This is a genomic window from Streptomyces sp. NPDC101776, from assembly GCF_044766845.1.
Classification (GTDB): Bacteria; Actinomycetota; Actinomycetes; order Streptomycetales; family Streptomycetaceae; genus Streptomyces.
This window is the reverse complement of sequence record NZ_JBIWMV010000001.1, coordinates 113,327-139,735: the sequence shown is the minus strand read 5'-3', so window position 1 is coordinate 139,735 and position 26,409 is coordinate 113,327. Positions and strand designations below refer to the sequence as shown.

26 protein-coding genes are annotated in these 26,409 nt (G+C 71.5%); 14 read left to right on the top strand and 12 right to left on the bottom strand.

Annotated features, from left to right (window positions below; translation table 11 throughout):
• Window positions 1-73: 73 nt before the first annotated feature.
• From ACIRRY_RS00635 to allB, 4 genes are all read right to left on the bottom strand, one after another.
• Window positions 74-706, bottom strand: a complete 633-nt coding sequence (locus ACIRRY_RS00635; RefSeq protein WP_403966083.1) for a dihydrofolate reductase family protein — start codon at window positions 704-706, stop codon at window positions 74-76.
• A gap of 160 nt (window positions 707-866) precedes the next feature.
• Entirely contained in the window at window positions 867-1,682 is an 816-nt protein-coding gene (locus ACIRRY_RS00630) for an AIM24 family protein (RefSeq protein ID WP_403966081.1), read from the bottom strand.
• A gap of 111 nt (window positions 1,683-1,793) precedes the next feature.
• Window positions 1,794-2,909, bottom strand: coding sequence for an allantoicase (gene alc / locus ACIRRY_RS00625; RefSeq protein WP_403966078.1), 1,116 nt, complete (start codon window positions 2,907-2,909; stop codon window positions 1,794-1,796).
• A 47-nt stretch (window positions 2,910-2,956) separates the two neighbouring features.
• The gene (allB, locus tag ACIRRY_RS00620; RefSeq protein ID WP_403966075.1) at window positions 2,957-4,294 is read right to left on the bottom strand and encodes an allantoinase AllB; all 1,338 of its coding nucleotides are present in this window, start codon (window positions 4,292-4,294) and stop codon (window positions 2,957-2,959) included.
• A gap of 275 nt (window positions 4,295-4,569) precedes the next feature.
• On the opposite strand from allB, the gene ACIRRY_RS00615 reads away from it, so the two are divergent.
• Window positions 4,570-5,364, top strand: coding sequence for an IclR family transcriptional regulator (locus tag ACIRRY_RS00615; protein WP_403966072.1), 795 nt, complete (start codon window positions 4,570-4,572; stop codon window positions 5,362-5,364).
• Window positions 5,361-6,059, top strand: a complete 699-nt coding sequence (locus ACIRRY_RS00610) for a DUF6304 family protein (RefSeq protein WP_403966069.1) — start codon at window positions 5,361-5,363, stop codon at window positions 6,057-6,059. The genes ACIRRY_RS00615 and ACIRRY_RS00610 overlap by 4 nt, the downstream gene beginning before the upstream one ends.
• Before the next feature lies 1 nt (window position 6,060).
• Here ACIRRY_RS00610 and ACIRRY_RS00605 read toward each other — a convergent pair whose 3' ends face one another.
• Window positions 6,061-6,381: a DUF5955 family protein gene (locus ACIRRY_RS00605; RefSeq protein WP_403966066.1), complete on the bottom strand. Its 321-nt coding sequence runs from the start codon at window positions 6,379-6,381 to the stop codon at window positions 6,061-6,063.
• Window positions 6,382-6,569: 188 nt separating this feature from the next.
• On the opposite strand from ACIRRY_RS00605, the gene ACIRRY_RS00600 reads away from it, so the two are divergent.
• A complete protein-coding gene (locus ACIRRY_RS00600) occupies window positions 6,570-7,169 on the top strand; it encodes an NTP transferase domain-containing protein (protein ID WP_403966063.1) in 600 nt (199 codons plus the stop codon).
• 213 nt (window positions 7,170-7,382) lie between these two features.
• Window positions 7,383-9,005 (top strand): malate synthase A, encoded by a 1,623-nt coding sequence (aceB, locus tag ACIRRY_RS00595; RefSeq protein WP_403966060.1) that lies wholly within the window; start codon window positions 7,383-7,385, stop codon window positions 9,003-9,005.
• Window positions 9,006-9,030: 25 nt separating this feature from the next.
• Here the strand turns inward: aceB and ACIRRY_RS00590 are convergent, their stop codons facing one another.
• From ACIRRY_RS00590 to ACIRRY_RS00575, 4 genes are all read right to left on the bottom strand, one after another.
• Window positions 9,031-9,300, bottom strand: a complete 270-nt coding sequence (locus ACIRRY_RS00590) for a SelT/SelW/SelH family protein (RefSeq protein WP_403966057.1) — start codon at window positions 9,298-9,300, stop codon at window positions 9,031-9,033.
• Window positions 9,301-9,386: 86 nt separating this feature from the next.
• Entirely contained in the window at window positions 9,387-10,301 is a 915-nt protein-coding gene (locus ACIRRY_RS00585; RefSeq protein ID WP_403966054.1) for a HipA family kinase, read from the bottom strand.
• Between the two features lie 74 nt (window positions 10,302-10,375).
• Window positions 10,376-12,757, bottom strand: coding sequence for a protein kinase (locus tag ACIRRY_RS00580; protein ID WP_403966051.1), 2,382 nt, complete (start codon window positions 12,755-12,757; stop codon window positions 10,376-10,378).
• Window positions 12,758-12,949: 192 nt separating this feature from the next.
• The gene (locus ACIRRY_RS00575) at window positions 12,950-14,476 is read right to left on the bottom strand and encodes an IucA/IucC family protein (RefSeq protein WP_403966048.1); all 1,527 of its coding nucleotides are present in this window, start codon (window positions 14,474-14,476) and stop codon (window positions 12,950-12,952) included.
• Window positions 14,477-14,630: 154 nt separating this feature from the next.
• On the opposite strand from ACIRRY_RS00575, the gene ACIRRY_RS00570 reads away from it, so the two are divergent.
• The 3 genes from ACIRRY_RS00570 to ACIRRY_RS00560 are packed head-to-tail and all read left to right on the top strand — an operon-like array spanning window position 14,631 to window position 18,232.
• Complete coding sequence (locus tag ACIRRY_RS00570; RefSeq protein ID WP_403966045.1) at window positions 14,631-16,145, top strand: IucA/IucC family protein; 1,515 nt, start codon at window positions 14,631-14,633, stop codon at window positions 16,143-16,145.
• 9 nt (window positions 16,146-16,154) lie between these two features.
• On the top strand, window positions 16,155-17,420 hold the full coding sequence (locus tag ACIRRY_RS00565; RefSeq protein ID WP_403966042.1) for a VWA domain-containing protein: 1,266 nt from the start codon (window positions 16,155-16,157) through the stop codon (window positions 17,418-17,420).
• A complete protein-coding gene (locus tag ACIRRY_RS00560) occupies window positions 17,420-18,232 on the top strand; it encodes a hypothetical protein (protein WP_403966039.1) in 813 nt (270 codons plus the stop codon). The genes ACIRRY_RS00565 and ACIRRY_RS00560 overlap by 1 nt, the downstream gene beginning before the upstream one ends.
• A 78-nt stretch (window positions 18,233-18,310) precedes the next feature.
• Here ACIRRY_RS00560 and ACIRRY_RS00555 read toward each other — a convergent pair whose 3' ends face one another.
• A complete protein-coding gene (locus tag ACIRRY_RS00555; protein ID WP_403966036.1) occupies window positions 18,311-18,949 on the bottom strand; it encodes a winged helix-turn-helix transcriptional regulator in 639 nt (212 codons plus the stop codon).
• Window positions 18,950-19,037: 88 nt separating this feature from the next.
• Between ACIRRY_RS00555 and ACIRRY_RS00550 the strand changes: the two genes are divergently transcribed.
• From ACIRRY_RS00550 to ACIRRY_RS00530, 5 genes are all read left to right on the top strand, one after another.
• On the top strand, window positions 19,038-20,246 hold the full coding sequence (locus ACIRRY_RS00550; protein WP_403966033.1) for a pyridoxal phosphate-dependent aminotransferase: 1,209 nt from the start codon (window positions 19,038-19,040) through the stop codon (window positions 20,244-20,246).
• A 29-nt stretch (window positions 20,247-20,275) separates the two neighbouring features.
• Window positions 20,276-20,809 carry an HAD domain-containing protein gene (locus ACIRRY_RS00545; protein ID WP_403966030.1) on the top strand — a complete coding sequence of 178 codons (534 nt, stop codon included), beginning with the start codon at window positions 20,276-20,278 and terminating at the stop codon, window positions 20,807-20,809.
• A gap of 3 nt (window positions 20,810-20,812) precedes the next feature.
• The gene (locus tag ACIRRY_RS00540) at window positions 20,813-21,412 is read left to right on the top strand and encodes a histidine phosphatase family protein (protein ID WP_403966027.1); all 600 of its coding nucleotides are present in this window, start codon (window positions 20,813-20,815) and stop codon (window positions 21,410-21,412) included.
• A gap of 51 nt (window positions 21,413-21,463) precedes the next feature.
• Window positions 21,464-22,093 carry a hypothetical protein gene (locus ACIRRY_RS00535; protein ID WP_403966024.1) on the top strand — a complete coding sequence of 210 codons (630 nt, stop codon included), beginning with the start codon at window positions 21,464-21,466 and terminating at the stop codon, window positions 22,091-22,093.
• Window positions 22,094-22,171: 78 nt separating this feature from the next.
• On the top strand, window positions 22,172-22,594 hold the full coding sequence (locus ACIRRY_RS00530; RefSeq protein ID WP_403966021.1) for an acyl-CoA thioesterase: 423 nt from the start codon (window positions 22,172-22,174) through the stop codon (window positions 22,592-22,594).
• Window positions 22,595-22,623: 29 nt separating this feature from the next.
• On the opposite strand, the gene ACIRRY_RS00525 is transcribed toward ACIRRY_RS00530, so the two are convergent.
• Window positions 22,624-23,013: a winged helix-turn-helix transcriptional regulator gene (locus tag ACIRRY_RS00525; protein WP_403966018.1), complete on the bottom strand. Its 390-nt coding sequence runs from the start codon at window positions 23,011-23,013 to the stop codon at window positions 22,624-22,626.
• A gap of 101 nt (window positions 23,014-23,114) precedes the next feature.
• Between ACIRRY_RS00525 and ACIRRY_RS00520 the strand changes: the two genes are divergently transcribed.
• On the top strand, window positions 23,115-24,566 hold the full coding sequence (locus ACIRRY_RS00520; protein ID WP_403966015.1) for an MFS transporter: 1,452 nt from the start codon (window positions 23,115-23,117) through the stop codon (window positions 24,564-24,566).
• 27 nt (window positions 24,567-24,593) lie between these two features.
• Here ACIRRY_RS00520 and ACIRRY_RS00515 read toward each other — a convergent pair whose 3' ends face one another.
• On the bottom strand, window positions 24,594-25,448 hold the full coding sequence (locus ACIRRY_RS00515; RefSeq protein WP_403966012.1) for an NAD(P)H-binding protein: 855 nt from the start codon (window positions 25,446-25,448) through the stop codon (window positions 24,594-24,596).
• Window positions 25,449-25,550: 102 nt separating this feature from the next.
• Between ACIRRY_RS00515 and ACIRRY_RS00510 the strand changes: the two genes are divergently transcribed.
• Window positions 25,551-26,342 carry a helix-turn-helix domain-containing protein gene (locus ACIRRY_RS00510; protein WP_403968266.1) on the top strand — a complete coding sequence of 264 codons (792 nt, stop codon included), beginning with the start codon at window positions 25,551-25,553 and terminating at the stop codon, window positions 26,340-26,342.
• Window positions 26,343-26,409: the final 67 nt, after the last annotated feature.

The following is a 26,409-nucleotide window of genomic DNA, read 5'->3' as shown; positions in this document are numbered from 1 at the left end:
CTCCGGCGAGGTGGTGGAGACATCGGCGGCTGCCACACGGAACGATCACCGTACCGGCGCGGGCCCGCGCCGACTAGGAGTTTTCGGCGTCGGCGTCCGCGTACGAGCCGTAGGTCGGGCGGCCCGCCAGGTCGTACGTCTGGATGGAGACGCCGGTGCCGGTGATCGTCCCGCCCGTGCGTTTGAAGGCCTTGGGGGCGGTGCCCTCGGGGAACAGCCGCAGGCCGGTGCCGAGCACGACCGGGAAGGTCACCAGGTGGATCGTGTCGAGGAGGCCGAGTTCGAGGAGGGACCGGACGAGGGCGCCGCTGCCGTGCACCTGGAGCTCGCCGTCGGTGCGCTCCTTGAGGTCGGTGACCTCCTTGGCGAGGTCGCCGCCGATGACCGTGGTACCGGCCCAGGAGGGGTCGGTGAGGGTGGCCGAGGCGACGTACTTCGGCAGGTCGTTCAGCTTGGACGCGATCGGGTCGGCGGGATCCGTCTTCAGCGGCCAGTACGAGGCGAAGATGTCGTACGTACGACGGCCGAGCAGGTAGGCGCCGGAGCGGTCGAAGACCTCGACCACGAACCGGCCGAAGTCGTCGTCGCCGTAGACGAAACTCCAGCCGCCGTGCTCGAAGCCGCCGCGGGTGTCCTCTTCGGGGCCGCCGGGGCCCTGGTAGACGCCGTCGAGGGTGACGAAGATGGTGGAGACGAGCTTGCCCATGTCGGATGCCTGCTTCCTGGTGCGGGGCCGATGGTGTCATCAGCTCAGACCCCGTGGGGCCGCGCAACTCATCGGTCCTCGCCACGGCGACTCGTCGGTCTCCGCTGGGGCGACCCGTCCGTCTCGGCTACGGCGGCTCGTCCGTTTCCGCTACGGCGGCTCAGCCGGCGTGGGTCGAGAACATGCCGCCGGTCGGGCCCTGCTTGTCGCCACCCTGGGCCTTCTTCAGGGCGTTGGCGAGGCTCTCGATGGTGAGGGACTGGAGGATGACGCGGCCGTTGCCCTCCAGGGTGGCCAGGGAGAGTCCCTCGCCGCCGAACACGGCGTTCATCAGGCCCTGGCGATTGAGGCCGCCGATGCGCTGAACGCCGTACTGGATGCCCTCCTCGAAGGCGACGAGGCAGCCGGTGTCGACCTCGATGCGGCCGCCGAAGTCGGCCGGGTTCAGGTCGATGAAGTTGCCCGCGCCGGCGATGATCACCGTGCCGTGCCCGGTGAACTTCTCCAGGACGAAGCCCTCGCCGCCGCTCATGCCGGTGCGGCCGCCCTGGAAGGCGATGCCGAACTGGACGCTGGACTCGGCGGCCACGAAGGCGTCCTTCTCCGCGAACCACGCGCGTGTGCCGTCCAGTTCCAGGGCGCGCATCTCGCCGGGGAGTACGCCCGCGAAGCCGACGGTGCCCTCGCCGCCCTGGGAGGTGAAGTACTGGAACGCCAGCGATTCACCGGCGAGGGCGCGCTGGCCTACCTGCATGGCTGTGCCCATGGCCTGGCGGAGCATGCCGCCCATGCCGCCGGAGCCGGCGCCGCCCTGTTGTTGTGCGGCGCCGGGCGGGCCGCTCAGACGGGTCTCCATGGTCACGTTCGTCGTCTTGAAGAGGAACTTTCCGGCTTCGCAGTACACGGTCTGGCCGGGGTTCAGGCTGACGACCGCCATCTGCATGGCGTTGCCGACGATCTCTTGCTGAAGGGTCACGAGAGGAGAACGTAGCGGGTGGTCGTCCCGGTTCCGGGTGCGGGTGGGTTGTGGCTGGTGTCCTGCTGGGGGCTCCGCCCCCGGACCCCCGTTCGGCCCCGAAGATCCGGCTCAGCCGCCCAGCTCCTGATAACGCGCCGCCAGCCCCGTCACACCCTCCTCGGTCAGCGAACCGAACAACCTCAGCCGCGAGATCCCGCCGTCGGGATAGATGTCCACGCGTGCGTGCGTCGCGATCGCCGGGGCGGGGAGCACGAAACGGTGGTTCGTGTCGGGCTGGAGGCGGGTGCGCGGGAGGAGCTCCGTCCATTCACCGTCGTCTCCGTCCCGTACCGACACCGAGGCCCAGCCCGCGCTGTTGCCCTTCAGGTACGCCGTGTCGATCTCCACGGCGCGGATCCGGGACTGGGCGGCCAGGCGGTAGCGGATCCAGTCGTTGCCCTGGTCGCGGCGGCGGCGGGTCTCCCAGCCGTCGTCCATCTTGCGGGAGCGGCCGGGCTGGATGGTGTTGGTGGCCGGTGAGTAGAAGAGGTTGGAGGCGTCCTCGGCGTTGCCGCCGTTCTCCAGGGCGACCACGTCGAACGTGCCCAGCGCGGCCAGCCAGTTCGGGTCGGGTACTACCTCGCCGTGGACCCGCAGGCGCGCGATGCCGCCGTCGGGGTGCTGGTTGACGCGGAGATGGGTGAAGCGCTGTTCGACCGAGACGGGGAAACCGTTCGCCGCGTGGCCGCCGACCGGCGTGCGCGGGACCAGGGGCGTCCACTTCACGTCGTCGGAGAGCAGTTCCTCGGGGGACGGGGAGCCCGGCAGCGATGCGCCCTCGACCGATACCGCCTGCGGGTAGTTGCCACGGAAGTGCGCCGTGTCGACCACGATGCCCCGGATGACGCCAGGGGCGCCGAGCCGCACCAGTGCCCAGTCGTGGTCCTCGGCCGTCGGCCACGGGTGCTCGGCCGAGCTGCCACGGCGGCGGCGCGTCTCCCAGCCGTCCATGATCTTGCCCTTGTGGCCGAAGTGCTCGGGGTCGAACTCGGCGGGCCCGGGCACGAGGAGGTTCTCCCGCTGGGCGAAGAACTCGTCGTTGGCGGCGATGACACCGGCGCCGAGCTGCCGGTCGGCGAGGTTGGCGTAGCGGGTGAAGGGGAAGTCGGCGGTGCGGTGGTCCGCGTACGGGTCACCGCCTCCGTAGGGGTTCGCGTCGCCGGTGAAGTGAGGAATCGCCGTCACTGAGTCTGCCTTTCGGGAGTCGGCCGCTGCGGGTGCGGAGGGGTGGATCAGGGCGTGCGGGTGAGGAGTTGGCCCTTGGGATCGGTGAACTCGCCGTCCAGCACGATGCGTTCGCCGCGCAGCCACGTCGACTTCACGACACCGCTGAGGGTCTTCCCGGCGTACGCCGTGACGCGGTTGCGGTGGTGGAGGGCAGCCGGGTCCACGGTGAACGTCTCGTCGGGCGCGAGGACCGCGAAGTCCGCGTCACGGCCGGCCTCGATGGCGCCCTTCTGCTCAAGTCCCGCCAGATCGGCCGTCCTTGAGGACATCCAGCGGACCACGTCCGCCAGGTCGTGGCCCCGCTTGCGCGCCTCCGTCCACACCGCCGCGAGGCTCAACTGGAGGCCGGAGATGCCGCCCCACGCGGTGGCGAAGTCGGCGGTCTTCAGGTCGGCGGTCGAGGGTGAGTGGTCCGTCACCACGCAGTCGATCGTGCCGTCGGCCAGTGCCTGCCACAGCAGGTCCTGGTTGGCGGACTCGCGGATGGGCGGGCAGCACTTGAACTCGCTTGCGCCGTCCGGGACTTCCTCCGCCGTGAGGGTCAAGTAGTGGGGGCACGTCTCCACCGTGATACGGACGCCCTCGGCCTTGGCGGCGGCGATCAGCGGCAGCGCGTCGGAGGAGGACAGGTGCAGGACGTGCACGCGCGCGTCGAGGCGCTTGGCGGCAGCGATCAGACCGGCGATGGCCGTGTCCTCCGCGTCGCGCGGCCGACTGGCAAGAAAATCGGCGTACTTGGGGCCGCCCCGCTGCGGGGCCGCTTCGAGGTGGTGCGGGTCCTCCGCGTGCACGATGAGCAGGCCGCCAAAACCGGCGATCTCCGCCAAGGAACGGGCCAGTTGGTCCTGGTCGAGATGCGGGAACTCGTCCACACCGGACGGGGACAGGAACGCCTTGAAGCCGAAGACCCCGGCGTCGTGCAGCGGACGCAGGTCCTTGACGTTGTCGGGCAGGGCGCCGCCCCAGAAGCCGACGTCGATGTGGGCCTTCTCCGCGGCGACCCGCTGCTTCGTACGGAGGTTGTCGACCGTCGTCGTCGGCGGGAGGGAGTTGAGCGGCATGTCGATCAGGGTGGTGATGCCGCCGGCCGCCGCCGCGCGCGTGGCGGTCCAGAAGCCTTCCCAGTGGGTGCGGCCGGGGTCGTTCACATGCACATGGGTGTCGACCAGGCCGGGCAGCAGGACGTCGTCGCCGAAGTCCTCGAACCGTGCTCCGGACGGGACTTGGGCGTCGTACGGGAGAACGGCCGTGATCTTCCCGCCGGTTACGGCGACCGCCGCGGCTCGTGTCCCCTCGGGAGTGATGACTCGCGTGGAGCGCACCACCAGTTCAGCGTCGGACACCCGGACCCCTCTCTACTGCCGCCGTTGTTGCTTCCGGGAAACGGGATTTACGTCCACGTAACGGAATTCAACGTTCTGTTGAAGGAGTCTTCACTCCCGCTCCCGTACCGTCAAGGGCACACCTCTTCACGATGCGCCGCACGCTCGCACTCTGGATGTTTCCACAAAGCGGAAGTAGAATTCCGGCAAGCAGAACGTAGCTACGCACCGGCGGGGAGTCAACCGGCCCCCGGGTAGGCTTCAGCCCTTTCCGCCCGTGCCGAAAGGAACGCGCCGTGCCGCCGTCCAGCGTCAGCAGCACCGACTCCACCAAGTCCGCCACGGGTGGGGTCCAGTCCCTCGAGCGCGCCTTCGACCTGCTGGAGCGGATGGCCGACGCGGGCGGCGAGGTCGGCCTGAGCGAGCTCTCCGCGAGCAGCGGCCTTCCGCTGCCCACCATCCACCGGCTGATGCGCACGCTGGTGGTCTGCGGTTACGTCCGCCAGCAGGCCAACCGCCGGTACGCCCTCGGCCCGCGCCTGATCCGGCTCGGCGAGTCCGCGTCCCGGCTGCTCGGCACCTGGGCCCGCCCCTATCTGGCCCGGCTGGTCGAGGAGACCGGTGAGACGGCGAACATGGCGCTGCTCGACGGCGACGAGATCGTGTACGTCGCGCAGGTGCCGTCCAAGCACTCGATGCGCATGTTCACCGAGGTCGGCCGGCGCGTCCTGCCGCACTCCACGGGCGTCGGCAAGGCCCTGCTCGCCAACACCCCGGACAACGAGGTGCGCGCGCTGCTCTCCCGTACCGGCATGCCCGCCGCGACCGAGAAGACGATCACCACGCCCGACGGTTTCCTCACGGCGCTGGCGGACGTGCGCCGCCTCGGCTACGCGATCGACGACAACGAGCAGGAGATCGGCGTCCGCTGTCTCGCCGTCTCCGTGCCCAACTCGCCGACAGCGGCGGCCATTTCGATCTCCGGTCCGGCGGGCCGGGTCACCGAATCGGCGACCGAGAAGATCGTGCCGGTGCTCCAGCAGGTGGCCGTCGAACTGTCGGAGGCACTGGCCAGCCAGAACCCCGCGTGAGCGCCGGGCAGTTCTGGCCGGGCCGGTACACCGACCGGCACGGCGTCGAGGCGGTCGTCTTCGAGTCGGACGGCCGGGAGTCGATCCGTACGACGATCCGGGGTGTCCGCTTCGAGGGCGACAGCATGGACGACCTCGGCGCGCTGGGCGGCGAGCCGCCGGAGGTCCCGTTCACCTTCTTCGACGGGGCGTTGTGCTCCTGCCTGTTGGAGTGGGAGGTGCCGATGTCCGTCGCGGTCGAGGGGCAGGGCGTGCGTACGGCCGTGCTGGACTGCGCGTTGCGGCTCGGGGCGCCTGCCGGGCCGGGCAGGGGGCTGGACGCGGAGACGCTGACCACCACCCTGCGCCTGGACGGGCACGAGTACCGCGGCGCAGAAGGCCATGACGACTTCGAGGACGCGCTGAACGAGGTCCAGCGCCGCCTGCCGCCGGGCTCGCGGCTCAAGGCGTGCGTCTCGTGCGCCTGGTCGGACTACCACCCCGCCGGCCACGGACTGATGGCCGCGCTCGCGTGCTTCCGTGATGCCAAGGACCTCTACCGTCAGGTCGACGGCAAGCACGGCCCACGGGGCATCTTCACCACCTGGCAGCAACACACCGAGTTCGTCCAGGAGACCTGGCGGTGCGAGGAGTTCGAGGACCGGGCCGGGGACTCGGGCTACCGCGGACCGTTCCCGTCCCGCGTGTGGCCGTGAACTAGCCCTGCCCGCGCCGGGGTTGACCGAACAGGTCCACCGCGTTGCGTACGTCCGTCAGGCCCCTCGCGAGCGCGCTCACCGAGCCGATCGCGCCGGCGATCAGGAGCAACGAGCGGCGCAGGCGCGGGATTTCGGGAACTCCGTCGATGGTCATCGCGGCCAGCGCCGCGAGTTCGTCCTCGGCGATGACGCGGTCGGGGAACTCGGCCGGATGCGCGGCCAGTTCGCGGCGCAACCGGGACACCGCGGTCCGCAGTTCCGCCACCCTCGGATCCTCGTCGCTGCCGGTCACTGACCTCTGCCCCAAGCTCCGCAACACAGCTCTCCCCCCTCGCACGTCTCCGTGCGCAAGAACTTTGTGGTCCCGCCGCGCACCCCGCGACACTGGTCGGGTACCGGGGGACGCGGGCCAGTAAACGCCACCCGGTACGGGGTGCGCCACTCCGCGGACCGAAATTAAGTCGGAGGATTCCGTGCGGTCGCCGCCCGGTCAGGTATGCAGGACGTATGACGCGAAACGAAGACCAGGTCGCCGGGCTGCTGCTCGCGGCGGGCGGCGGCCGACGGCTCGGCGGGCGGCCCAAGGCGCTGCTGGAACACCGGGGGCGGCCCCTTGTGGAGCACGCGGTCGGGGTCCTGCGCGCGGCCGGCCTCACCCGCGTCCATGTGGTCCTCGGGGCGCGTGCCGACGCCGTACGGGAGCGGGCCGAGCTGACCGGGTGCGTGGTCGTGGAGAACCCGGAGTGGGAACGGGGGATGGGGTCCTCGCTGCGAGCGGGGCTCGACTCGGTCTCGAGTGCGGGGGCCCGGGCGGCGCTCGTGTCGCTCGTCGATCAGCCCGGGATCGGTGCGGAGGCGGTGGCGCGGGTGCTCGCGGCCTACGCCTCCGAGGAGTCGCTGGTCTCGGCCGCCTATGACGGGGTACGCGGGCATCCGGTGCTGTTCGGGGCCGCGCACTGGGCCGGCATCGCCGAGAGCGCGACCGGGGACCGGGGGGCGCGGGCGTACCTCAAGGCGCACGCGGACGCGGTCGCGCTCGTCGAGTGCGGGGATGCGGCGCAGCCGTACGACATCGACACTGAGGCGGATCTCGTCCACCTTGAATGAGCCCGTCCACTTTGAGTGAGCGGAGTGGCACCGAGCGCCACTTTGGCTCGATCCGGAGAATCTCGACGTCAACAAACCGTGGAACTTCCATTGAACTTCCACAATGAGGAAACTAGTATCCACTGTTCAGAAGCGCCCGACGGCCCCTCGGGTGCTCCCAGTCCCACCCGGGTCACCTGGCACCCGGTGCCACGCTGAAGGAAGTGACAGTTCATGTCCGCACCAGCGCCGTCCTCGCCGGTCATCGTCGACGCCGAACCTCTGCCCCGGCAGGAGGAGGTCCTCACGGCCGAGGCCCTCGCCTTCGTGGCCGAACTGCACCGCCGGTTCACGCCCCGCCGGGCCGGACTCCTCGCCCGCCGGGCCGAGCGCCGCGCGGAGATCGCCCGCACCTCCACCCTCGACTTCCTCCCGGAGACCGCCGCGATCCGCGCGGACGACTCCTGGCGGGTGGCCCCCTCCCCCGCCGCGCTGAACGACCGGCGGGTCGAGATCACCGGCCCCACCGACCGCAAGATGACGATCAACGCCCTCAACTCCGGTGCGAAGATCTGGCTCGCGGACTTCGAGGACGCCTCGGCGCCGACGTGGGAGAACGTCGTCACGGGCCAGCTCAACCTGATCGACGCCTACACCCGCGCGATCGACTTCACGGACCCCAACTCCGGTAAGTCGTACGCCTTGAAGGCCGAGGACGAGCTGGCGACCGTCGTGATGCGGCCGCGCGGCTGGCATCTGAACGAGCGTCACCTCCTGGTCGACGGCGAGCAAGTCCCCGGCGCCTTCGTGGACTTCGGGCTCTACTTCTTCCACAACGCGCGGCGGCTGCTGGACCTGGGCAAGGGCCCGTACTTCTACCTCCCGAAGACCGAGTCGCATCTCGAAGCCCGCCTGTGGAACGACGTGTTCGTCTTCGCGCAGGACTACGTCGGCATCCCGCAGGGCACCGTCCGCGCGACCGTGCTGATCGAGACGATCACGGCGGCGTACGAGATGGAGGAGATCCTCTACGAACTCCGCGACCACGCCTCCGGGTTGAACGCGGGCCGCTGGGACTACCTGTTCTCCATCGTGAAGAACTTCCGTGACGGCGGGCCCAGGTTCGTCCTCCCGGACCGCAACGCGGTGACGATGACGGCCCCGTTCATGCGGGCCTACACCGAACTCCTCGTCCGTACCTGCCACAAGCGCGGGGCGCACGCGATCGGCGGCATGGCGGCGTTCATCCCGTCCCGTCGTGACGAGGCGGTCAACAAGGTGGCCTTCGAGAAGGTCAAGGCGGACAAGGACCGTGAGGCGGGCGACGGTTTCGACGGATCCTGGGTCGCCCACCCGGACCTGGTACCGATCGCCCTGGCCTCCTTCGACGCGGTGCTCGGCGACCGGCCGAACCAGAAGGACCGGCTGCGCGAGGACGTCGACGTCAAGGCGGCCGACCTGATCGCCGTGGACTCGCTGCACGCGAAGCCGACGTATCCGGGACTCGTCAACGCCGTTCAGGTGGGCATCCGTTACATCGAGGCGTGGCTGCGCGGGCTCGGCGCGGTCGCCATCTTCAACCTGATGGAGGACGCGGCCACCGCCGAGATCTCGCGCTCGCAGATCTGGCAGTGGATCAACGCGGACGTCGAGTTCGAGAACGGCGAGCGGGCAACTCCCGAGCTGGCGCGCAAAATCGCCGCCGAGGAGCTGGAGAACATCCGTGCCGAGATCGGCGCGGACGCCTTCGCCGCGGGGCACTGGCAGCAGGCCCACGACCTCCTCCTGGAGGTCGCCCTCGACGCCGACTACGCGGACTTCCTGACGCTGCCCGCGTACGAGCAGCTCAAGGGCTGACCCCTCAACCGCCGCGCGGCGCGGCTCACTTGTCCGAGTGGCCCAGGGACTTTCCCGGGGCCACTCGGTCGCGTACGAGCTTCTTCACGGCCGTGGGTTCCGGGAACCCCTGCTCACGGCGGTCCCACACCACTTCGTCGTTGACGCGGACGACAAAGACACCGCCGGTGCCGGGCTTCAGGGACAGTTCCGTCAACTCGGTCTCGAAGGTGGTCAACAGCTCCTGCGCCAGCCAGGCCGCGCGGGGCAGCCAACGGCACTGGGTGCAGTACTCGATCTCGACTCGCTGGGTCATGCCCGTCGCCTTCCCCGCCGTCCCGGTCGTCCCGGTCGTCCCGGTCGTCCCGGTCGTCCGCCTGTCATCCCGGTCGTCTTCCCCGTTCATCCCAGGTGTACCGACCAATCCTGTTCGGCCGCCGGTTTGCCGTGCAGGTCGGGGACCCGCTTGAGCCAACTCGGGCGGCCCTGCTGTGTCCTGGCCGCGCGGAGGGCCTCCTCGGCGGCGCGTTCCTCCCCGCTGGGGAAGTCGGTGGGGAGCCAGGCCGCGGAGGCCGCCACGCGCGCGTGGAGGTAGGCGACGTACGCCTCCCGTACGGCGTCGGGTGTCGCGAAGCCCGGCTCGCCGGCCAGCCAGGCGTCCGGCACCTCGGCCGCGATGCGGCGCAGCAGTTCCTCGGTCACCTTGGGGGCCAACTCGGCGTCGGCGGCACGGGTGTCGGGGGCGTAGCGGCCCAGCGCGTGATGGCGGAAGTCGTAGGACTTCGTGGGGTCGGCGCCGTCCCAGCGGTGGTGGAAGACAAGGGCGGCGCCGTGGTCGATGAGCCACAGCCGCGGGGGCGCGACGCCGAGCGTGGGCCAGATCATCAGGTTCGAACTGTGCACCGTGCGGTCGACGTTGACGGTCAGCGCGTCCAGCCAGACGATCTTCCCGGCCTCCAGCGGATCGACCGTGCAGCGCGCGGCGATCTCCGGGGTGAAGTCCTGGGCGCCCGGCAGAAAGTCCATACCGAGGTTCAGACCGGCACTCGCGCTGTGCAGGTCCCGCACCTCCTGGTGGGGCTCCCCGTCGGCGATCGCCGGATCGAAGTGGACCAGCACCAGCTCGGGGAAGCGCAGTCCCAGCGCGCGGGACAGCTCCCCGACGACCACTTCGGCGACCAGCGCTTTGCGGCCCTGCGCGGAGCCGGTGAACTTGACGACGTAGGTGCCGAGGTCGTCGGCCTCGACGACGCCGGGGACGGAACCGCCGGAGCGCAGGGGTTCGATGTAGCGGGTTGCCGTGATCTCCCTCAGCATGTCCTCGGGTCACCTCCCTGCTTCGGCCTCAAATGGGCATAGTAACCGAGGGTGATCACCTGCTGGGCGACAGGTCAGCGCCAGGAGGGGTGCCCCTCAGGCGTACTACCGGTGGTGAGCCTGCGTTCGCCCGTACCGTCCGCCCGGACGGCCCAGATCGCCGGCCGGTCGAAGGGACCCCGGACGAACGCGACCCACTTGCCGTCCGGCGACCAGACCGGGTCCATCTCCTGGGCATCGGTCCGCACCAGCACCCGGTCGCCGGTACCGTCCGCCTTGACGATGTGGATGTCTCCCCCCGTCCCCACGTCGGGTGCCCCGGCGGTGTAGGCGAAGTACCGGCTGTCCGGGGACCAGACGGGATCGAGCGCGCGCCGGGACTGGTGGGTGACCTGCCGAGGTGCGGCGCCCGGCTGCGACGGGTCGACGACGTGGATCTGCCAGCCCGACGCCTTCTGCAGGCACACGGCGATGTGCTTGCCGTCGGGGGACCAGGCCGGGTCGTCCACCTTCCCGGTCCCGATGGTCAGTTGGCGCGCGGAGCCGTCCGCGACGGTCACGACGAACAGTTGCTGCACACCGTCCTGTCTGCGCAGAACCGCCAGCCGCTTGCCGTCCGGGGACCAGGACACCCGGCCGCCCGAGATCGCGGCGACCCGCCGGACGTCGCTGCCGTCCGCGTTCGCCGTCCATACGGCGGACTCCTGCCCGGTCTTGCGCGTGAACGCGAACGACTTGCGGTCGGGGGCCCACTGCGGCAGCGCGTCGCACGTCCCGTCGATCAGCTGCTTCGGGTCGTCCTTCGTGGAGTCACGGCGGCCGATCACGCTGTGGCACGTGGCCGATCCGGGGTCCGTGTCCAACCGGACCAGCAGCGGAGCGTTCGGAAACGCGGCGGGCGTCGACCGCGAGGCCGACCGTGAGGCCGACGGCGAGGTCCCCCCGGCACCGCCCTCGTCCTGCCCGGAACCGGACCAGGGATGCCACACGAACAGCCCCGCGGTGACCGCCGCGACCAACAGCACCGCCACCGCGACCGGCCTACGGCGACTCCGCCGCTCCCCGGTACCGCCCACAGGACCGGAACCGCCGGGCGGCGCCACGGGGGCGGGCGCGAAGTCCGGCGCGGGTCCGAACTCGGGTGCGGGCCCGAAACCGGGACCCGGCGACGACCGGACAGTCAGGGGATGGGGGGTGACGGCCCGAGTCCGCCCGTCGGCCGCCTGCGCCCCGGACGCCATAGGCTGCGCCCCGGACGCCATAGATTGCGCCCCGGACGCCATAGATTGCGCCCCGGACGGCATAGGTTGCGTGCCGGACGCCGTGGGCCACGGGTCGGACGCCACGGGTCGCGGGTCGGACGCCGCAACAGGCCGCTCACCGACCACCGGCTCACCGCGCCACGGTTCGGCAGCCACGGCCGACCGCTCCCCGACGACCGGCTCGTCGGACACCATCGGTCCCGGTCCCGGATCCGGATCCGCACCCACGACCGGCCGCCGCTCCCCCGCCCCCGGCGGGCCGGAGAGCGCAGCCCGCGGATCGGCCACCCCGCCCGCCACCGACGGCCGATCCTGCGGCGCGAAAAACGCCCCTGGATCCTGCTCCCGTATCACCGCCGTCGCCTCCGCCGGCAGCCACACGTCCGACGCGTACTGGACCGTGAGTCCGTCGAGGAACTCCATCGGACCGGGCCGGTCCCGCGGATCCTTCGCCAGGCAGGCCGCGACCAGCGAGCGCAACGGCCCGGGAACGTCAGTGAGTTCGGGCTGTTCGTGGACGACGCGGTAGGCCCAGGCGGCAGCCGCCCCGTCGCCGAAGGGAGCGCGGCCCGCCGCCTGCCCGAGCACGACGCCCAGGGCGAACATGTCGACCGCGGGAGTGAGCGTCCCCCCGGTGAGCTGTTCCGGCGCGAGAAACCCGAGGGTGCCGATCTGGAACCCGGTCTGGGTGAGGGCCGTACCGTCGAGGGCCCGTGCGATGCCGAAGTCGATGACCCGGGGGCCGTCCTCCGCGATGATGATGTTGGCGGGCTTCAGGTCGCGGTGGATGACCCCGGCCTGGTGGATCGCGGCCAGCGCCTCGGCGAGGCCGGCGGCCAGCACGGTGAGCGTGTCCGCGGGCAGGGGGCCCACCCGGTCGAGCAGGACCTGCAACGTGGGTCCGGGTACGTACGCCGTCACCAGCCAGGCCGGGTCGCCCTGCGGGTCCGCGTCCACGACCGGCGCGGTGTGGAAGCCACCGACGCGACGGGCCGAGGCCACTTCGTCGGCGAACCTACGCCGGAAGCCTGGTTCCGTGCTCAGTTCGGGCCGTACGACCTTGACGGCCACCGCCCGGCCCGACCGCGACCGGCCGAAGTAGACGACGCCCATCCCGCCCTGGCCGAGCCGTCCGACCAACCGGTACCGGCCGTCCCCGACCGAGGCGGGATCACCCCCTTGGAGCGGTTTCATGACTCCCCCATCCCGCCCCTCGTCTCGCGCCTCCGCAAGGGCTGTTGGAACTCATCGCCCCGACCCCCGTCCCCGTCGAGCGGCTGAAATAAGCCGCGAGGCGCCCCAATCCCGGCCATCAGTGTAGATGTTCCGCTCATGACGCCAGAGGGTTCGGAACGGTTCCCCTACGGCCCCCTCCGCCCCTCCCCTTCACCCCGCCAACGGGTTCGGCAGGGGCAGATAGCGGGCGTCCGCCCCGTCCGCCCCGGTCCAGCGCAGCAGCAGGTTCGTCTTGCCCGGCAGGGTGGGCGAGGAGAGGAGTTCGGCGACCTCGGGAAGGTCGGACCGCCGGGCCAGCTCGGCGCGAACTGCGGGCCAGGGGTCCAGCGAAGGGTGACGCTCGACGAGCACCCCCGCGACCTCGACAAGATGATTGACGACCAGGCAGTACACCAACCGCTCCCACCCGGCGACCCGCTCCACGTCCGTCAGCAGCTTCACGCCCTCCGCGTCCCGGTACAGCGCCTGCGCGGGAGTCCCGTCCGCGTCGATGGCGACCAGCGCGTTCTGCAGATGCGCTTCGAGTACGACGCCGTGGTCCGCGAACGCGGCGAGCGCGGGCGGTACGACCGCGCGCAGATACGCCTCCCACCAGGCCCCCGGATCGGCCGTGGCGGAGAGCGGGTCGCCCTCGAAGCCCTCCACCAGCCCCGCCGCGAGCAGCGGGGTCGTGCCGGGGACGAGGTGGTCGTGCAGGCCGTCGCGGACCATGACGGCGAGTTCCTCGAAGGCGAAGTCCGCGGTGCGGTAGCCACGGTCGCTCAGCCAGGCCGCCGGGCCGCCCATCGCGGCGAAGGCGTCCCGGACGGCCGTGTCGGTGCGCTGGAGTTTCAGGAGGTCGTGGCGCCACAGTCGACGTATGTCGTTGGTGATCCGCACGTCCAGGCTGAACTTGAGGAACAGATCGCCCCCGCGCGCGCCGGACCCGTCGTCCCCGGGGAGGTACACGGTCCGGATAGCGGCCGTCGGCCACACCGGAGACCCGGTCGTACCGAGCCGGATCAGCCGCCCGTCCGCGAAGGCCTCCGCGAGCCCGTTACCGACGAGGTCCAGCTGCCACGGGTGGGCGGGCAGCAACCGGTAACCGGGCGGGGCCTCGCCGAGCGCGTCCAGCGCCGAGACGTCGCCCTCCTCCACGACCGCGTCCTCGCGCAGCCCGAGCAGCACCAGCGGGAAACGGGCGTACGCCTCCGGGGCGTAGGGCAGCCAGCCGGCGACGGGGCCGCCGCCGCGGGCCTTGGGCGCGGGATGGTAGGGATGGCCGGTGATCAAGGACTGTTCGGAGCGGAGATACGGGTCGTCCGGCGCCGTCGCCCGGTCGCGCGCGGTGAGCAGCGCGGCGATCGCGTCGCGGCTGTCGGTCATCTCGGCGGGCAGCTCGTGGTTGGACACCCCGGTGTGCCGGGTCAGTTCCTCGGCGACGAGCTTCACGAGTTCGGCGTGGCCGACGGCCCGCCACTCGCCGTCCGCGCACACCTCGGGTTCGGCGGGCCGCCGCTCACCGCGCACCCGCAGCAGCCGGCCGCTCCCCGGCAGCCGGTACACGTGCCGCTCCCCCGGGTCCGGGAGCGGCCGGGCCACCTCCCGCAGCAGACAGTTGAGCAGCGGCGCGGCCGCGTACGCGTCGGCGCGGTCCGCCACGTCGTCGCCCGGAGGTGTGAAGTCGACGCGATCCATTCGTTCCCTAAGTCCGTGTCCGGCGATCGCGATCAGTATGTCTCTCGGCATGTCTCCCGGCGTCGCCACGCATCGCGCCGTCTCTCATCCGTCTCCATCGCACAGTCCCGTCAGCACCGACCATGACGCCCCGTCCGCACCCGAGGAGTCGACCGTGGACCGTCCCCCGCTTCCCGAGGCCGAGGTAGCCGAGGAACTCGCCGCCGTACGCCCCGACCTCCTGCAACGGTACGCGGGCGAACTGCCCGGCGCCCGTGCGGCGGTGCTCACCCGGCTGTGGCGGGCGCTCGCCCATGAGCCGCTGCCGTGGATCGCCGGCCGGACCCCGGGCCTGTTCCTACGGCTCTCCGACGGCCGGACGCTGCACGGCCCGCCCGCCGATCCGTACGCGACGGACGCCTACGTCACCGTCGTCCACCTCGACGGCCTCGCCCACGACGATCCGGCGCGCCTGATGACCGACCTGGCCGTGCCGCACGGGACCGCCTTCGCGGCCGAACTCGGGCACAGTGTCGCCTCGTTGGCGCTGTCGCGGGCCAACCGGCCCGCCCGCTCGGAGGATCGGCCGGCGCACGACTGGGAGTGGGAGCAGCGGATCGTCGACGGGCATCCCTTCCACCCCAACTGCCGCTCCCGGCCCGGGTTCTCGGTGGCCGAGCAGCTCGCGTACGGGCCCGAGCACCGGCCCGTGGTGGCCCTGGGGTCGGTGCCGGTCGGTGCGGACGAGTGTCTGCTGACCGGTGAGTGGCCGGACGAACTGCGGGACGCGGGGCGGCTGTTGATCCCGGTGCACCCGTGGCAGGCGGCGCATGTGCTGAAGCGGACCGGGGAGAGCCCGGTCGACGCGCATCCGCTGATGTCCCTGCGGACCCTCGCCCTGGCGGACGGACCGCACGTCAAGACGGCTCTGAGCGCCCGGCTGACGTCCTCGGTGCGGGACATCTCGGTCTACTCGATCGGCCTGTCGGCGACGCTGTCGGCGTTCGGGGAGACCCTGGCGGCCCGCTCGGACGGCCTGTTGCACGTCACCCGCACGCTGGGCGCGGCCACGGCCGACTCCCCCGATCTCGCCGCCGTGCTGCGCGAGTCGCCGCAGACGTACGCGGACACGGACGCGGGCGAGCGGGTCCTGCCGGTGGCCGCCCTCGCGGTCACCGGCCTGCCCCGATCGCCGGGCTGGCTGGCCGAGTTCACACGTCTCGCCCTCGTCGTCGGTCTGCGGCTGCTGGAGTCCGGTGTGGCCCTTGAGGCGCACGGTCAGAATCTGCTGGTGGTGCTCGACCGGACGGGTGCCCCGGTACGTCTGGTCTACCGCGATCTCGCCGACATCCGCGTCAGCCCCAAGCGCCTTGCCGAGCAGGGGATTCCGGTACCGGAACTGACCGGACGCATCGTCACCGACGACGAAGTCACCCTGCGCCGCAAGCTGTTCGGGTCGCTCGTCGCTGGAGCGCTCGCGGGTACGGCGGGTTCCGGTACGGCGCTCGGGGCGGCGCTCGCGGCCGTCGTAGCGGATCTGCCGCGGACGCCCGATCTGCGCACGCTGCTCGAACAGCCGTTGCCCACCAAGGCGTTGACGTTGATGCGGCTGTCGCCGGAGCTGCCCGGGGACCAGTGGACCGCGCTGCCGAACCCGCTCGTTTTGGAGCCCGGTCCATCTGATCAATAGGATCCGGCGATGATCACAAGACAACGGCTGGCGGCGGGGATCTGTGCCCTGCTCGCCACCCTCACGGCCGGGGTCGCCTTCCCGGCCGGAGCGGTCGCCGACGAGACGGACTCCGCGGCCTCCCCCAAGGTCGAACTCGTGCTGGACGTCAGCGGTTCCATGAGCGCCAAGGACATGGACGGCGGCTCGCGGATGGCGGCGGCGAAGCAGGCGTTCAACGAGGTGCTCGACGCGACACCCGAGGAAGTGCAGCTCGGCATCCGCACGTTGGGCGCCAACTACCACGGCAACGACCGCAAGACGGGCTGCAAGGACACCGCGCAGCTCTACCCGGTGGGCACCCTGAACCGCACCGAGGCCAAGACCGCGGTGGCGACGCTCCAGCCCACCGGTTGGACGCCGATCGGGCCCGCGCTGCTGAAGGCGGCGGACGACCTGGACGGCGGTGACGGCACCCGCCGTATCGTCCTGATCAGCGACGGCGAGGACACCTGCCAGCCGCTGGACCCGTGCGAGGTGGCCCGCGAGATCGCGGCCAAGGGCATCGGCCTGACCATCGACACGCTGGGTCTGGTGCCGGACGCCAAGACCCGCGACCAGCTCAGCTGCATCGCGGACGCGACCGGCGGCACGTACACCTCCGTGCAGCACAAGGAGGAACTCTCCGACCGCGTGGGCCAGTTGGTGGACCGGGCGGCCGACCCGGTGGTGACCCCGGTCGCCACCGAGGGCGCCACCCGGTGCTCCAGCGCCCCGACCCTCAAGTCCGGTCTCTACACGGACCGCGAGGAGTTCGGCAAGCAGCGCTTCTACCGCGTGGACGTCGACCCCGGCCAGGAGCTGCGCGCTTCGGTGAGCGTCGGCGCCGACCGTGAAGTGAACCCGGACTACGGGGTGTTGCTGCGGGCGGTCACCGTGCACGGCCGCGAGATCGTGCGCGGCGAGGGCACGGGCGACGGCCGTACGGACGTCATCTCCACCGGGCTGCGCTACCCGAAGGCGGAGAGCGACGACGACGACGCCCCGGCGGAGACCGTGTGTCTCCAGGTCACCAACTCCTTCTCGGCGGCCTCCGGGGTGAAGACCACCCCCGGTCTGCCCCTGGAACTGACCGTGGACGTCGTGGACGGACCCAGCAAGGCGAGCGACGTGGCCTCCTTCGGCCTCGGCCGCGGCTGGTGGCTGCTCGGCGCCCTCGTGCTGACCGGCTTCCTCGCGGGTCTGCTCTGGGGCTGGGTCTCACGCTGGCGGCTCGCGGTCTGGAGGACCAACTGATGCGGATCACACATGTGTTGAGCACGGCCCTGCTGCTCGCGGGGCTGGCGGCGACGCCCGCGACGGCGGACTCCTCGCCGTCCGCGAGCGCCTCCGCCTCCGACGACAGCTCGGCGCCGACCCAGGCCGGCACCTCCTTCCGTACGGCCACGGAACTCGACCAGGGGCAGACGGGCACCGCGAGCGGCTCCACGGGTGACTATCTGTACTGGTCGTTCGCCGCGGACGCCGGTCAACGCCCCACCGTCAAGGCGACGGTGAAGCTCCCGGACACGCACGCCGGACAGACCTGGCAGCTCGACGTGTACGACGGGCTGCGGCGCCGTCAGGCCTGCCAGTACGGGGCCGCGACGCGCACCGCCGCGCAGGGGACCGCCTCCGTGGACCTGGCGTGCACGCTGCGTACGGTCCGCGCCTGGTCGGAGCAGTGGGCCAACGACCCGTTGCCCGGCACGTATTACGTCCGGCTGACGGTCGTGGACCTCCGGTCCTCGGACCTGGGCCAGCCGGTGAGCACCGAACTGCGGGTGGACTCCAAGGACATCGGCGGTTCGGCGGCGGTGGACGGCTCGCTGGCGCAGCCGCTGACGCCGGGCATCGCGGCCAAGTCGGCCACGGACGAGGACAGTTCGTCGTCAACCTCGGCCGCGCTGTCCAGCATCGAGCCCGACGGCGGCTGGTCCTCCGGCTGGTGGTCCGACCGCTGGGTGTGGACCGGCGTGGGCGGCGTGCTGGCCGCGCTCGCGGGGATCGGCGGCTACGCGCTGACGCGGGGGTCGGGACGGCCGCGCCGGGTGCCACCGGCAATGTGACGACTCATCAGAAGGCCCGCTCCTGGCGGGCCTTCTGCCATTCCGGACCGATTCCCGGACCTCGTTCCAGGCCTCGTCTCACGCCTCCCGCAGCGCCTTCGCGAGCGTGCCCTCGCCGCTCACCTCGACGCGCCCGGCGCGCACCGCGTCGGGAAGGCTCAACTCCCCCTGTGCGACGGCTGTACACGTCTCGACGCCGAGCACCAGCCGGGCATCGGGCTCGACCGGCGCGGGCCCCTCCCCGTAGACCGCCCCCTCCCCGGCCTCTCCCACGCGCAGGTGGAACTCCCCCTCGTCCAGCCGGACTTCGACGAGTCCCGCGCTTCCCTCCCCCTCCAGCGCCCGCAGCAGCGGCAGCGCGAACCAGTGCGCGCGCACCGCGTCCGTGGGCCGCCGCTCGCCCAGGTCGGGCGCGCCCCAGGCGCCGAGGGCTTGCAGGACGGGCAGCAACTCCCGCCCCCGCCCGGTGAGTTCGTACACGTAGGCGGCACCGGGTGGCGGCAGTCGCCGCCGCGTCGCCAGCCCGTCCCGCTCCATGTCCTTCAGCCGTGAGGCGAGTACGTCCGTGCTGACACCCGGCAGATCGGCGTGCAGGTCCGTGTAGCGGCGCGGGCCGGCGAGGAGTTCGCGGACGATCAGCAGGGTCCAGCGGTCGCCGACGAGGTCGAGCGCCCGGGCCGCGGAACAGTACTGGTCGTAGCTTCGGCGAGGTGACATGCGACGCAGTCTAGACATGTTGTTGGACTTTCCAAGCTCACACTTGGTAAAACCAAGCAACACACGAAGCCGATGGGGCGAGGGCGCAATGGAGTTCCGGCAGTCGAGCAAGCTCAGCGAGGTCTGTTACGAGATCCGCGGTCCGGTGATCGAGCACGCCAACGCACTGGAGGAGGCGGGCCACAGCGTCCTGCGCCTCAACACCGGCAACCCCGCGCTCTTCGGCTTCGAGGCGCCCGAGGAGATCATCCAGGACATGATCCGGATGCTCCCCCAGGCGCACGGCTACACGGACTCGCGCGGCATCCTCTCCGCCCGCCGCGCGGTCGCCCAGCGCTACCAGACCCTGGGTCTCGAAGTCGACGTGGACGACGTGTTCCTGGGCAACGGCGTCTCCGAGCTGGTCTCCATGGCCGTACAGGCGCTGCTGGAGGACGGCGACGAAATCCTCATCCCCGCCCCGGACTTCCCGCTCTGGACGGCGGTGACGACCCTCTCCGGTGGCAAGGCGGTCCACTACCTCTGCGACGAACAGGCCGACTGGTACCCGGACCTGGACGACATGGCGGCGAAGATCACCGACCGCACCAGGGCCGTCGTCATCATCAACCCGAACAACCCCACCGGCGCGGTCTACCCCAAGGAGATCGTCGAGGGCATCCTCGACCTCGCCCGCCGGCACGGCCTGATGGTCTTCGCCGACGAGATCTACGACCAGATCCTCTACGACGACGCCGTGCACCACTCGGCCGCCGCGCTCGCCCCCGACCTGGTCGTCCTCACCTTCTGCGGGCTGTCGAAGACGTACCGGGTGGCCGGCTTCCGCTCGGGCTGGCTGGTGGTCACCGGCCCGAAGCAGCACGCGAAGAACTACCTGGAGGGCCTGACGATGCTGGCCTCCATGCGGCTGTGCCCCAACGCGCCCGCGCAGTACGCCATCCAGGCCGCGCTCGGCGGCCGTCAGTCCATCCGCGACCTGACCGTCCCGGGCGGGCGACTGTACGAACAGCGCAACGTGGTGTGGGAGAAACTGAACGAGATCCCGGGGGTCTCGTGCGTGAAGCCGAAGGGCGCGCTGTACGCGTTCCCGCGCCTCGACCCCAAGGTGCACAAGATCCACGACGACGAGCAGTTCGTCCTCGACCTGCTGCTCCGCGAGAAGATCCAGGTGGTCCAGGGCACCGGCTTCAACTGGCCGACCCCTGACCACTTCCGCATCCTCACGCTGCCGTACGCGGACGACCTGGAGGCGGCGATCGGCCGGATCGGGCGGTTCCTCGGCGGCTATCGCCAGTAACCTCGCCCCGCCCTGGGTAGCTCCTCCGCATGACGGACCGCCCCCTGCTCCTCCTCGACGTCGACGGCCCCCTCAACCCGTACGGCGCCCGGTTCCTGCGCCACCGCGGCTATGTCACCCACCGGCTGTGGCCGGCGAACTGGTCGGCCCGGCAGCGCCCTGGCTCCCGGCGGCTGCGGCGCGGGCTGCGGGTGCGCCTGCACCCCGGGCACGGCGAGCGAATACGGGCGCTGCCGTACGAGCCGGCCTGGGCCACCACCTGGATGCACCAGGCGAACGAGATGATCGGGCCGGTGATCGGGCTCCCCGGCGACCTGCCGGTGATCGAGTTCACCGGCCTGTTCGCGAAGGACCCGGACGGCCTCTACTGGAAGACCCGCCAGATCGTTGCCTGGGCGGCCGGGCGCCCCTTCGTCTGGGTCGACGACCTGGTCACCGACCTGGACGTACGGCATGTCGAGGCACACCATGACGGGCCGGCTCTCCTCCTCAAGGTGGACCCGCGCAGGGGTCTACGGGAGACCGATTTCGCGACGCTGGAGCAGTGGGCCCATAGCCTGTGAGGTATGGGTGATCTTTTCCTCGTACGCCATGGAGAGACCGAATGGTCCCGGTCGGGGCGGCACACCGGCTGGACCGACGTCCCGCTGACCGAGAAGGGGCGGGAAGAGGCGCGCGGACTGGTGCCGCTGATCCGCTCGCACCGGGTCGGCGCCGCCTTCGTCAGCCCCTTGCAGCGGGCCCGGGAGACCGCCGAGCTGATCGGCCTGAGGGACGTACGCGTCGACGTCGATCTGCGGGAGTGGGACTACGGCGGCTACGAGGGCATCACGACCGTCGAGATCCAGCGCACCCGGCCGGACTGGTTCCTGTTCACCGACGGGGTCGCGCCCGGGCCGCCGGACCATCCCGGGGAGAGCCCCGAGCAGGTGGGCGAGCGTGCCGACCGCGTGCTGGCCAAGGTCGACGCGGCCCTCGCGAACACCGAGGGCGTGGTCGTCCTGGTGGCACACGGCCATCTCCTACGGGTCCTCACCGCGCGGCGGCTCGGGCTGCCGCCGTCCGACGGGGCACTGTTCCAGCTCGCGACCGGGACCCTGTGCCGACTGGGCACGGAGCACGGCCGACCGGTGATCGCCGCGTGGAATGTCAGACCTCCGTCGTAGCCTTCGAATGGGCCGCGGACACCCATTTCCGCGAGGGGAAGGGAGCACGCCGTGACACGACCGCCGACCGCCGCGCAACGGCGTGTCATCGACGCCGCCGACCCCGTCACCGGGCGGCTGCGGGGCACGGAGGCGCAGCTCGCCGCGCTCGTGGGGCGAGGGCTCGCGTTCCGGCACCCGCGTCCGCCGCACGACCACTTCCTGACCCCGGCGGGACATCGCCTACGGGAGTCTCCGCCGGACGTTCCCGAGCCCGTCGTGGCAGTCCCCACGACCGCCGGGGTGTTCGCCGCGCGCATCGGCGGCGAGGAGACGGCGGTCACCGCCGGTCCGGCCCGCACCCGTGAAGTGCACAGCGCCTGGCAGGGGTTGCTGGAGCTGCGCCGGATGACGAACCCGGACGGTTCCGTGGAGCGACCCTGCGGCTGGGAGCGCACGCATCTGGTGCGGGCCGCCGCGCTCGCCCTGGAGGCCGCCGGACACCGGCCCGCCGGACCGGACGCCGAAGGCTACCGGGTGCGGACGACCCCGCAGCCTGAGGCGGTCGCCGTGCGCGACCCGGACCCGGCGGCGTTGCGCGCCTGCGCGGGGACGCTGGAGCGGGCGGGCTGGCAGGTGAGCGAGCACAAGGAGCCGCGGACGGGGGCGAGTTACCTGCTGGCCTCACCGCGACGGACCTGAGGGGCATGCCAAGATCGGTGGGGCAGACCGTCCGCCAGTCGTCCATCAGATGTCCAACAGCGCGAGAAGGGAACGCAGTTGAGCGAGCCGTTTTCCGTACCGGTGACCGTCCGCGGATACGAGACCGACAGCCTGGGGCACCTCAATCAGAGCGTCTACCTCCAGTACTCGGAGCATGCCCGCTGGGAGCTGCTCCAGGCGGCGGGATTGGGCCAGCCCGAATTGCTCGCCCAGCGGGTCGGACCGGTCGTCCTGGAGACGACCATCCGCTATCTGCGGGAGCTGCGCGCGGGCGAGGAGGTCGCGGTGAGCTGCGCCTTCGAGTGGGGCGAGGGCAAGACCTTCCGGGTGCTCCAGACGATCACCAAGGCGGACGGCACAGTGTCCGCAGAGGTCGTGTCGGTGGGCGGGCTGCTGGACCTCGAGAAGCGCAGACTCGTCGACCAACCCCGGGAGTTCTTCGAGCAGTTGACGACAAACCGGGACCTGTTCGGGCTCTGAACCGGGGCCGCTACGGCACGTGAGCTGGGCTACTCCGGCCCGCGCTCGGTGTCGTAGGCCGCGCGGGACTCCGCGATGTAGACGCGGTTGCGCTCCGCCCAGTCCGTCAGCCGTAGCAAGGTCTCGTGCAACTCCCGGGCCACCGGAGTGAGTTCGTACTCGACCTTCGGTGGCACCGTGGGGTGCACGGTGCGGGTGACGAGTCCGTCGCGCTCCAGGTTGCGCAGGGTGAGGGTCAGCATGCGGCGGCTGATGCCTTCAATGCTGCGCTCCAACTCGGTGAAGCGGATGGGGCCGTGGGCCGCCGCGACCAGGATCTGCACGCTCCATTTGCCGGAGACCCTGTCAAGAACTTCGCGGACCGGGCAGGCGTGCGCGTTCACGACCTGGGCGGTAACACCGGTGTTCCCTTGGGACATCCAAGTGCCTCCTTACGACGACCTCCATGGTTCCTCACGATGTTCCCCGTTACAAGTCGTGCCCTTATAGGCACTACGGAGAACTATGGAGGCCACGAGCCATGTCGACCCTGTCCGAGTCACCGACCGGTTCAACCCCGCGCGGGCTGGAACGAACGTACTCCCGCTGGGCGTCGCTCGTCGTCCTGTGTGCGGGGACGCTGATGACGATCCTGGACGGCAACATCGTCACGGTCGCCATGCCGGCGATCCAGAGCGATCTCGGTTTCTCGGGTCCGGGGCTGGCCTGGGTCGTCAACGCCTATCTGATCCCGTTCGGCGGACTGCTGCTGCTCGTCGGGCGGTTGGGCGATCTGGTGGGCCGCAAGCGGATGTTCACGGCGGGGCTCGCCGTGTTCACCGCGGCCTCCGTGCTGTGCGGGATCGCCACCAGCCAGGGAATGCTGATCGCGGCCCGGGCGGTGCAGGGCGTCGGCGGGGCGATGGCCTCTGCGGTGGTCCTCGGGATGCTGGTCGCGCTCTTCCCGGAACCGCGTGAACTGGCCCGCGCCATAGCCGTGTTCAGCGCCGTCGGCGCCGGCGGCGGGGCGCTCGGCACGTTCCTCGGCGGTGCGCTGACCCAGGCCCTGAACTGGCACTGGATCTTCCTGATCAACCTGCCGATCGGGATCGTGGCCTGGCTCGCGGCCGTGCGCGTCCTCGCCCCGGAACAGGGCTCCGGGCTCGGCAGCGGCGCCGACTATCCGGGAGCCGCGCTGATCACCGGCGCCCTGATGCTCACGGTGTACGTCATCGTCGGCACCGGCGGTCGCGACCTCGCCGTCACCCTCCTCCTGGCGGCCCTCGCGCCGGCCCTGTTCACGGCGTTCACCGTCCGGCAGGCACGGGCCGCCCGCCCGCTGCTCCGCCTCCGGCTGTTCCGCTCGCGGGTGCTGGCCGGCGCGAACGCCGTGCAGATCCTGATGATCGGCACGATGTTCGGCTTCCAGTTCATCGGCGCGCTGTACGTCCAACGCGTGCTGGGCTTCAGTGAGTTGCTCACCGGAACGGCGTTCCTGCCGGCGCCGGTCGCGATCGGCGTCCTGATGCTGGGCCTGTCGGCGCGGACCATCGGCCGCTTCGGCGCCTACCGGGTGCTGCTGGCCGGACTGGTCCTCATCATCGGCGGAATGGCCCTGCTGGGCCGCGCCCCGGCCGACGGCTCCTACGTCACGGACGTACTCCCGGCGCTGCTCCTGCTGGCCACCGGGTTCGCCGCCGCGATGCCCGCGCTGACCGGGCTCGCCATGTCGGGGGCGCGGGAGGAGGACGCGGGACTGGCCTCCGGGCTCTTCAACACCACGCAGGTGGTGGGTGGTTCGCTGGGGCTCGCGGTGCTGTCGACGCTGGCGGCGGGGCGGACCGACGGACTGCTCACCAGGGGTGCGGAGTTGATCCCGGCGACTGCGGAGGGGTACCAACTGGCCTTCCGGACGGGTGCGTTGATCGCGGTGGCCGCCCTGGTACTGGCGGCGGCGGTGCTGCGGACCGGGCGGGAACAGGGGCGGGACTGACGCCCCCGCCCCTCCTCCGCAACCGGATCACCCCTCCTCGAACGCCCCCCGATGGTCCTGGGCCCACTCCCGGTAACTCCGCGCCGGGCGGCCCAGGACCTCGTGTACGTCCTCGGTGACGACCTCGTTGCCGCCGCCCCGGACGAACGCCAGGCCGGTCACCGCACCGTCCGCCCCGGCCTCGTCCATGCCCCAGGCCGTACGGAGGAAGGCCCGGGTCCCGTCCGGGGACAGGTTCCGGACCGGGACCGGGCGGCCGAGGACCTCCGCGAGCACGGCGGCCTGGCCGGGAACGGTGATCGCCTCGGGACCGGTGAGGGTGTACGTCCGCCCCTCGTGCCCGGCGTCGAGCAGCGCCCGGACCGCCACCGCGGCGATGTCCCGCGGGTCGATCACGCCCGACGCGCCGTCCCCGGTCATGTTGGGCACCGGCTCGCCCGCCCGGAGGGCCGGGAGCCAGGTCAGTGTGTTGGAGGCGAACGACGACGGCCGCAGCACCGTCCAGTCGAGCCCGCTGTCCCGCACGGCCCGCTCGCCCTCCACGTGCCACTGTCCTGAGGGCCCGGACGCGGGATCGCCGGTGGCGATGGCGGAGAGCTTCACCAGCCGGTCCACACCCGCGGCCCGCGCCGCGGCGACCAGCGCCGCGGCCTGTCCCTCGTCCGGGCCGGGCGGACGGAGCAGGAACACGGCCGTCGCACCGGCCGCAGCGGCGTCCAGGGACGCCGGGTCGCCGTAGTCCCCGCGCACCACCTCCACCCCGGCGGGCAGCCGCGCCCTCGCCGGGTCACGGGTCAGCGCGCGCACCTTCGCGCCGTGCTCGGCCAGTTGTCGTACGACGTCACGTCCGATGGTGCCCGTGGCACCCGTCACCAGAATCATGTGGTCCACGGTGGGCCCGCCGGGGTGCCCGGCTCTTGGAAATTCCGGCACGGCCGACCCGCTCGGACGGCGTCCCCGGTCCCTTACGGTGGAAGGGTGCCGATGACCATCGCCGACCCGCTCCCGACCACGCCCGAGGCGCTGCGCCCGTGGATCGCCGAGGTGCGGGCCATGTCCTTCGACGAGCCGCCCGAGGGGACGTTCGTCCAACTGCCGGACGCGGTGGTCAAGGTGGTCCTGCGGGTGACGGGGGACGGTCGGCGTGACGTCCTCGCCGTCGGGCCACGCGTGCGGGCGGCCTACCACGAGGGGAAGGCCCATATCGAGTGCCTGGAGCTGCGCCTCGCACCGGGTACGGCCCGGCCCCTGCTGGGTGTCGCGGCCGCCGGACTGGTCGGCCGGGTGGTGCCGCTGGACGACCTGGCGGGCGGCGCGGCCCGCCGGTTCGCACGTGAGGTGCGGTGGCTTGACCCGCGGGAGGCGCTGCCACGTGTCGCCGAGGTGCTGCCGGGGCTGCTGGCACAGCCGGCGGATCCGGCCCGGACGGCACTGCTGCGGGCGGCCGTAGAGGCGTTGTCCGTGCGGATGGACCGGGCGCCCGCACAGGTACGGGACGTGGCCCGGGAACTGGCCGTCAGTGAACGCCAGTTGCGGAACCTGTTCACCGACGGTGTCGGTGTCTCCCCGAAGCACTACGCCCGTATCGACCGGGTCCGCGCCCTCGCCGCCCGGGCGGGCAGCGCCGGCTGGTCCGAACTGGCCGCCGCTGCGGGCTACTTCGACCAGTCGCACATGACGACCGACTTCCGCACCCTGATGGGTGTCCCGCCCCGCTCGTTCCTGACCGGCCGGCTTCCCGCGGTCAGCCCCTGCCAGGCGGTCCGGGGCGGCTGAATCCGGCCGCACGGCAACGGCCGTGGCTGTCATGCTGCGGGCCCACGGCGACTTCGCGCACCCGGTC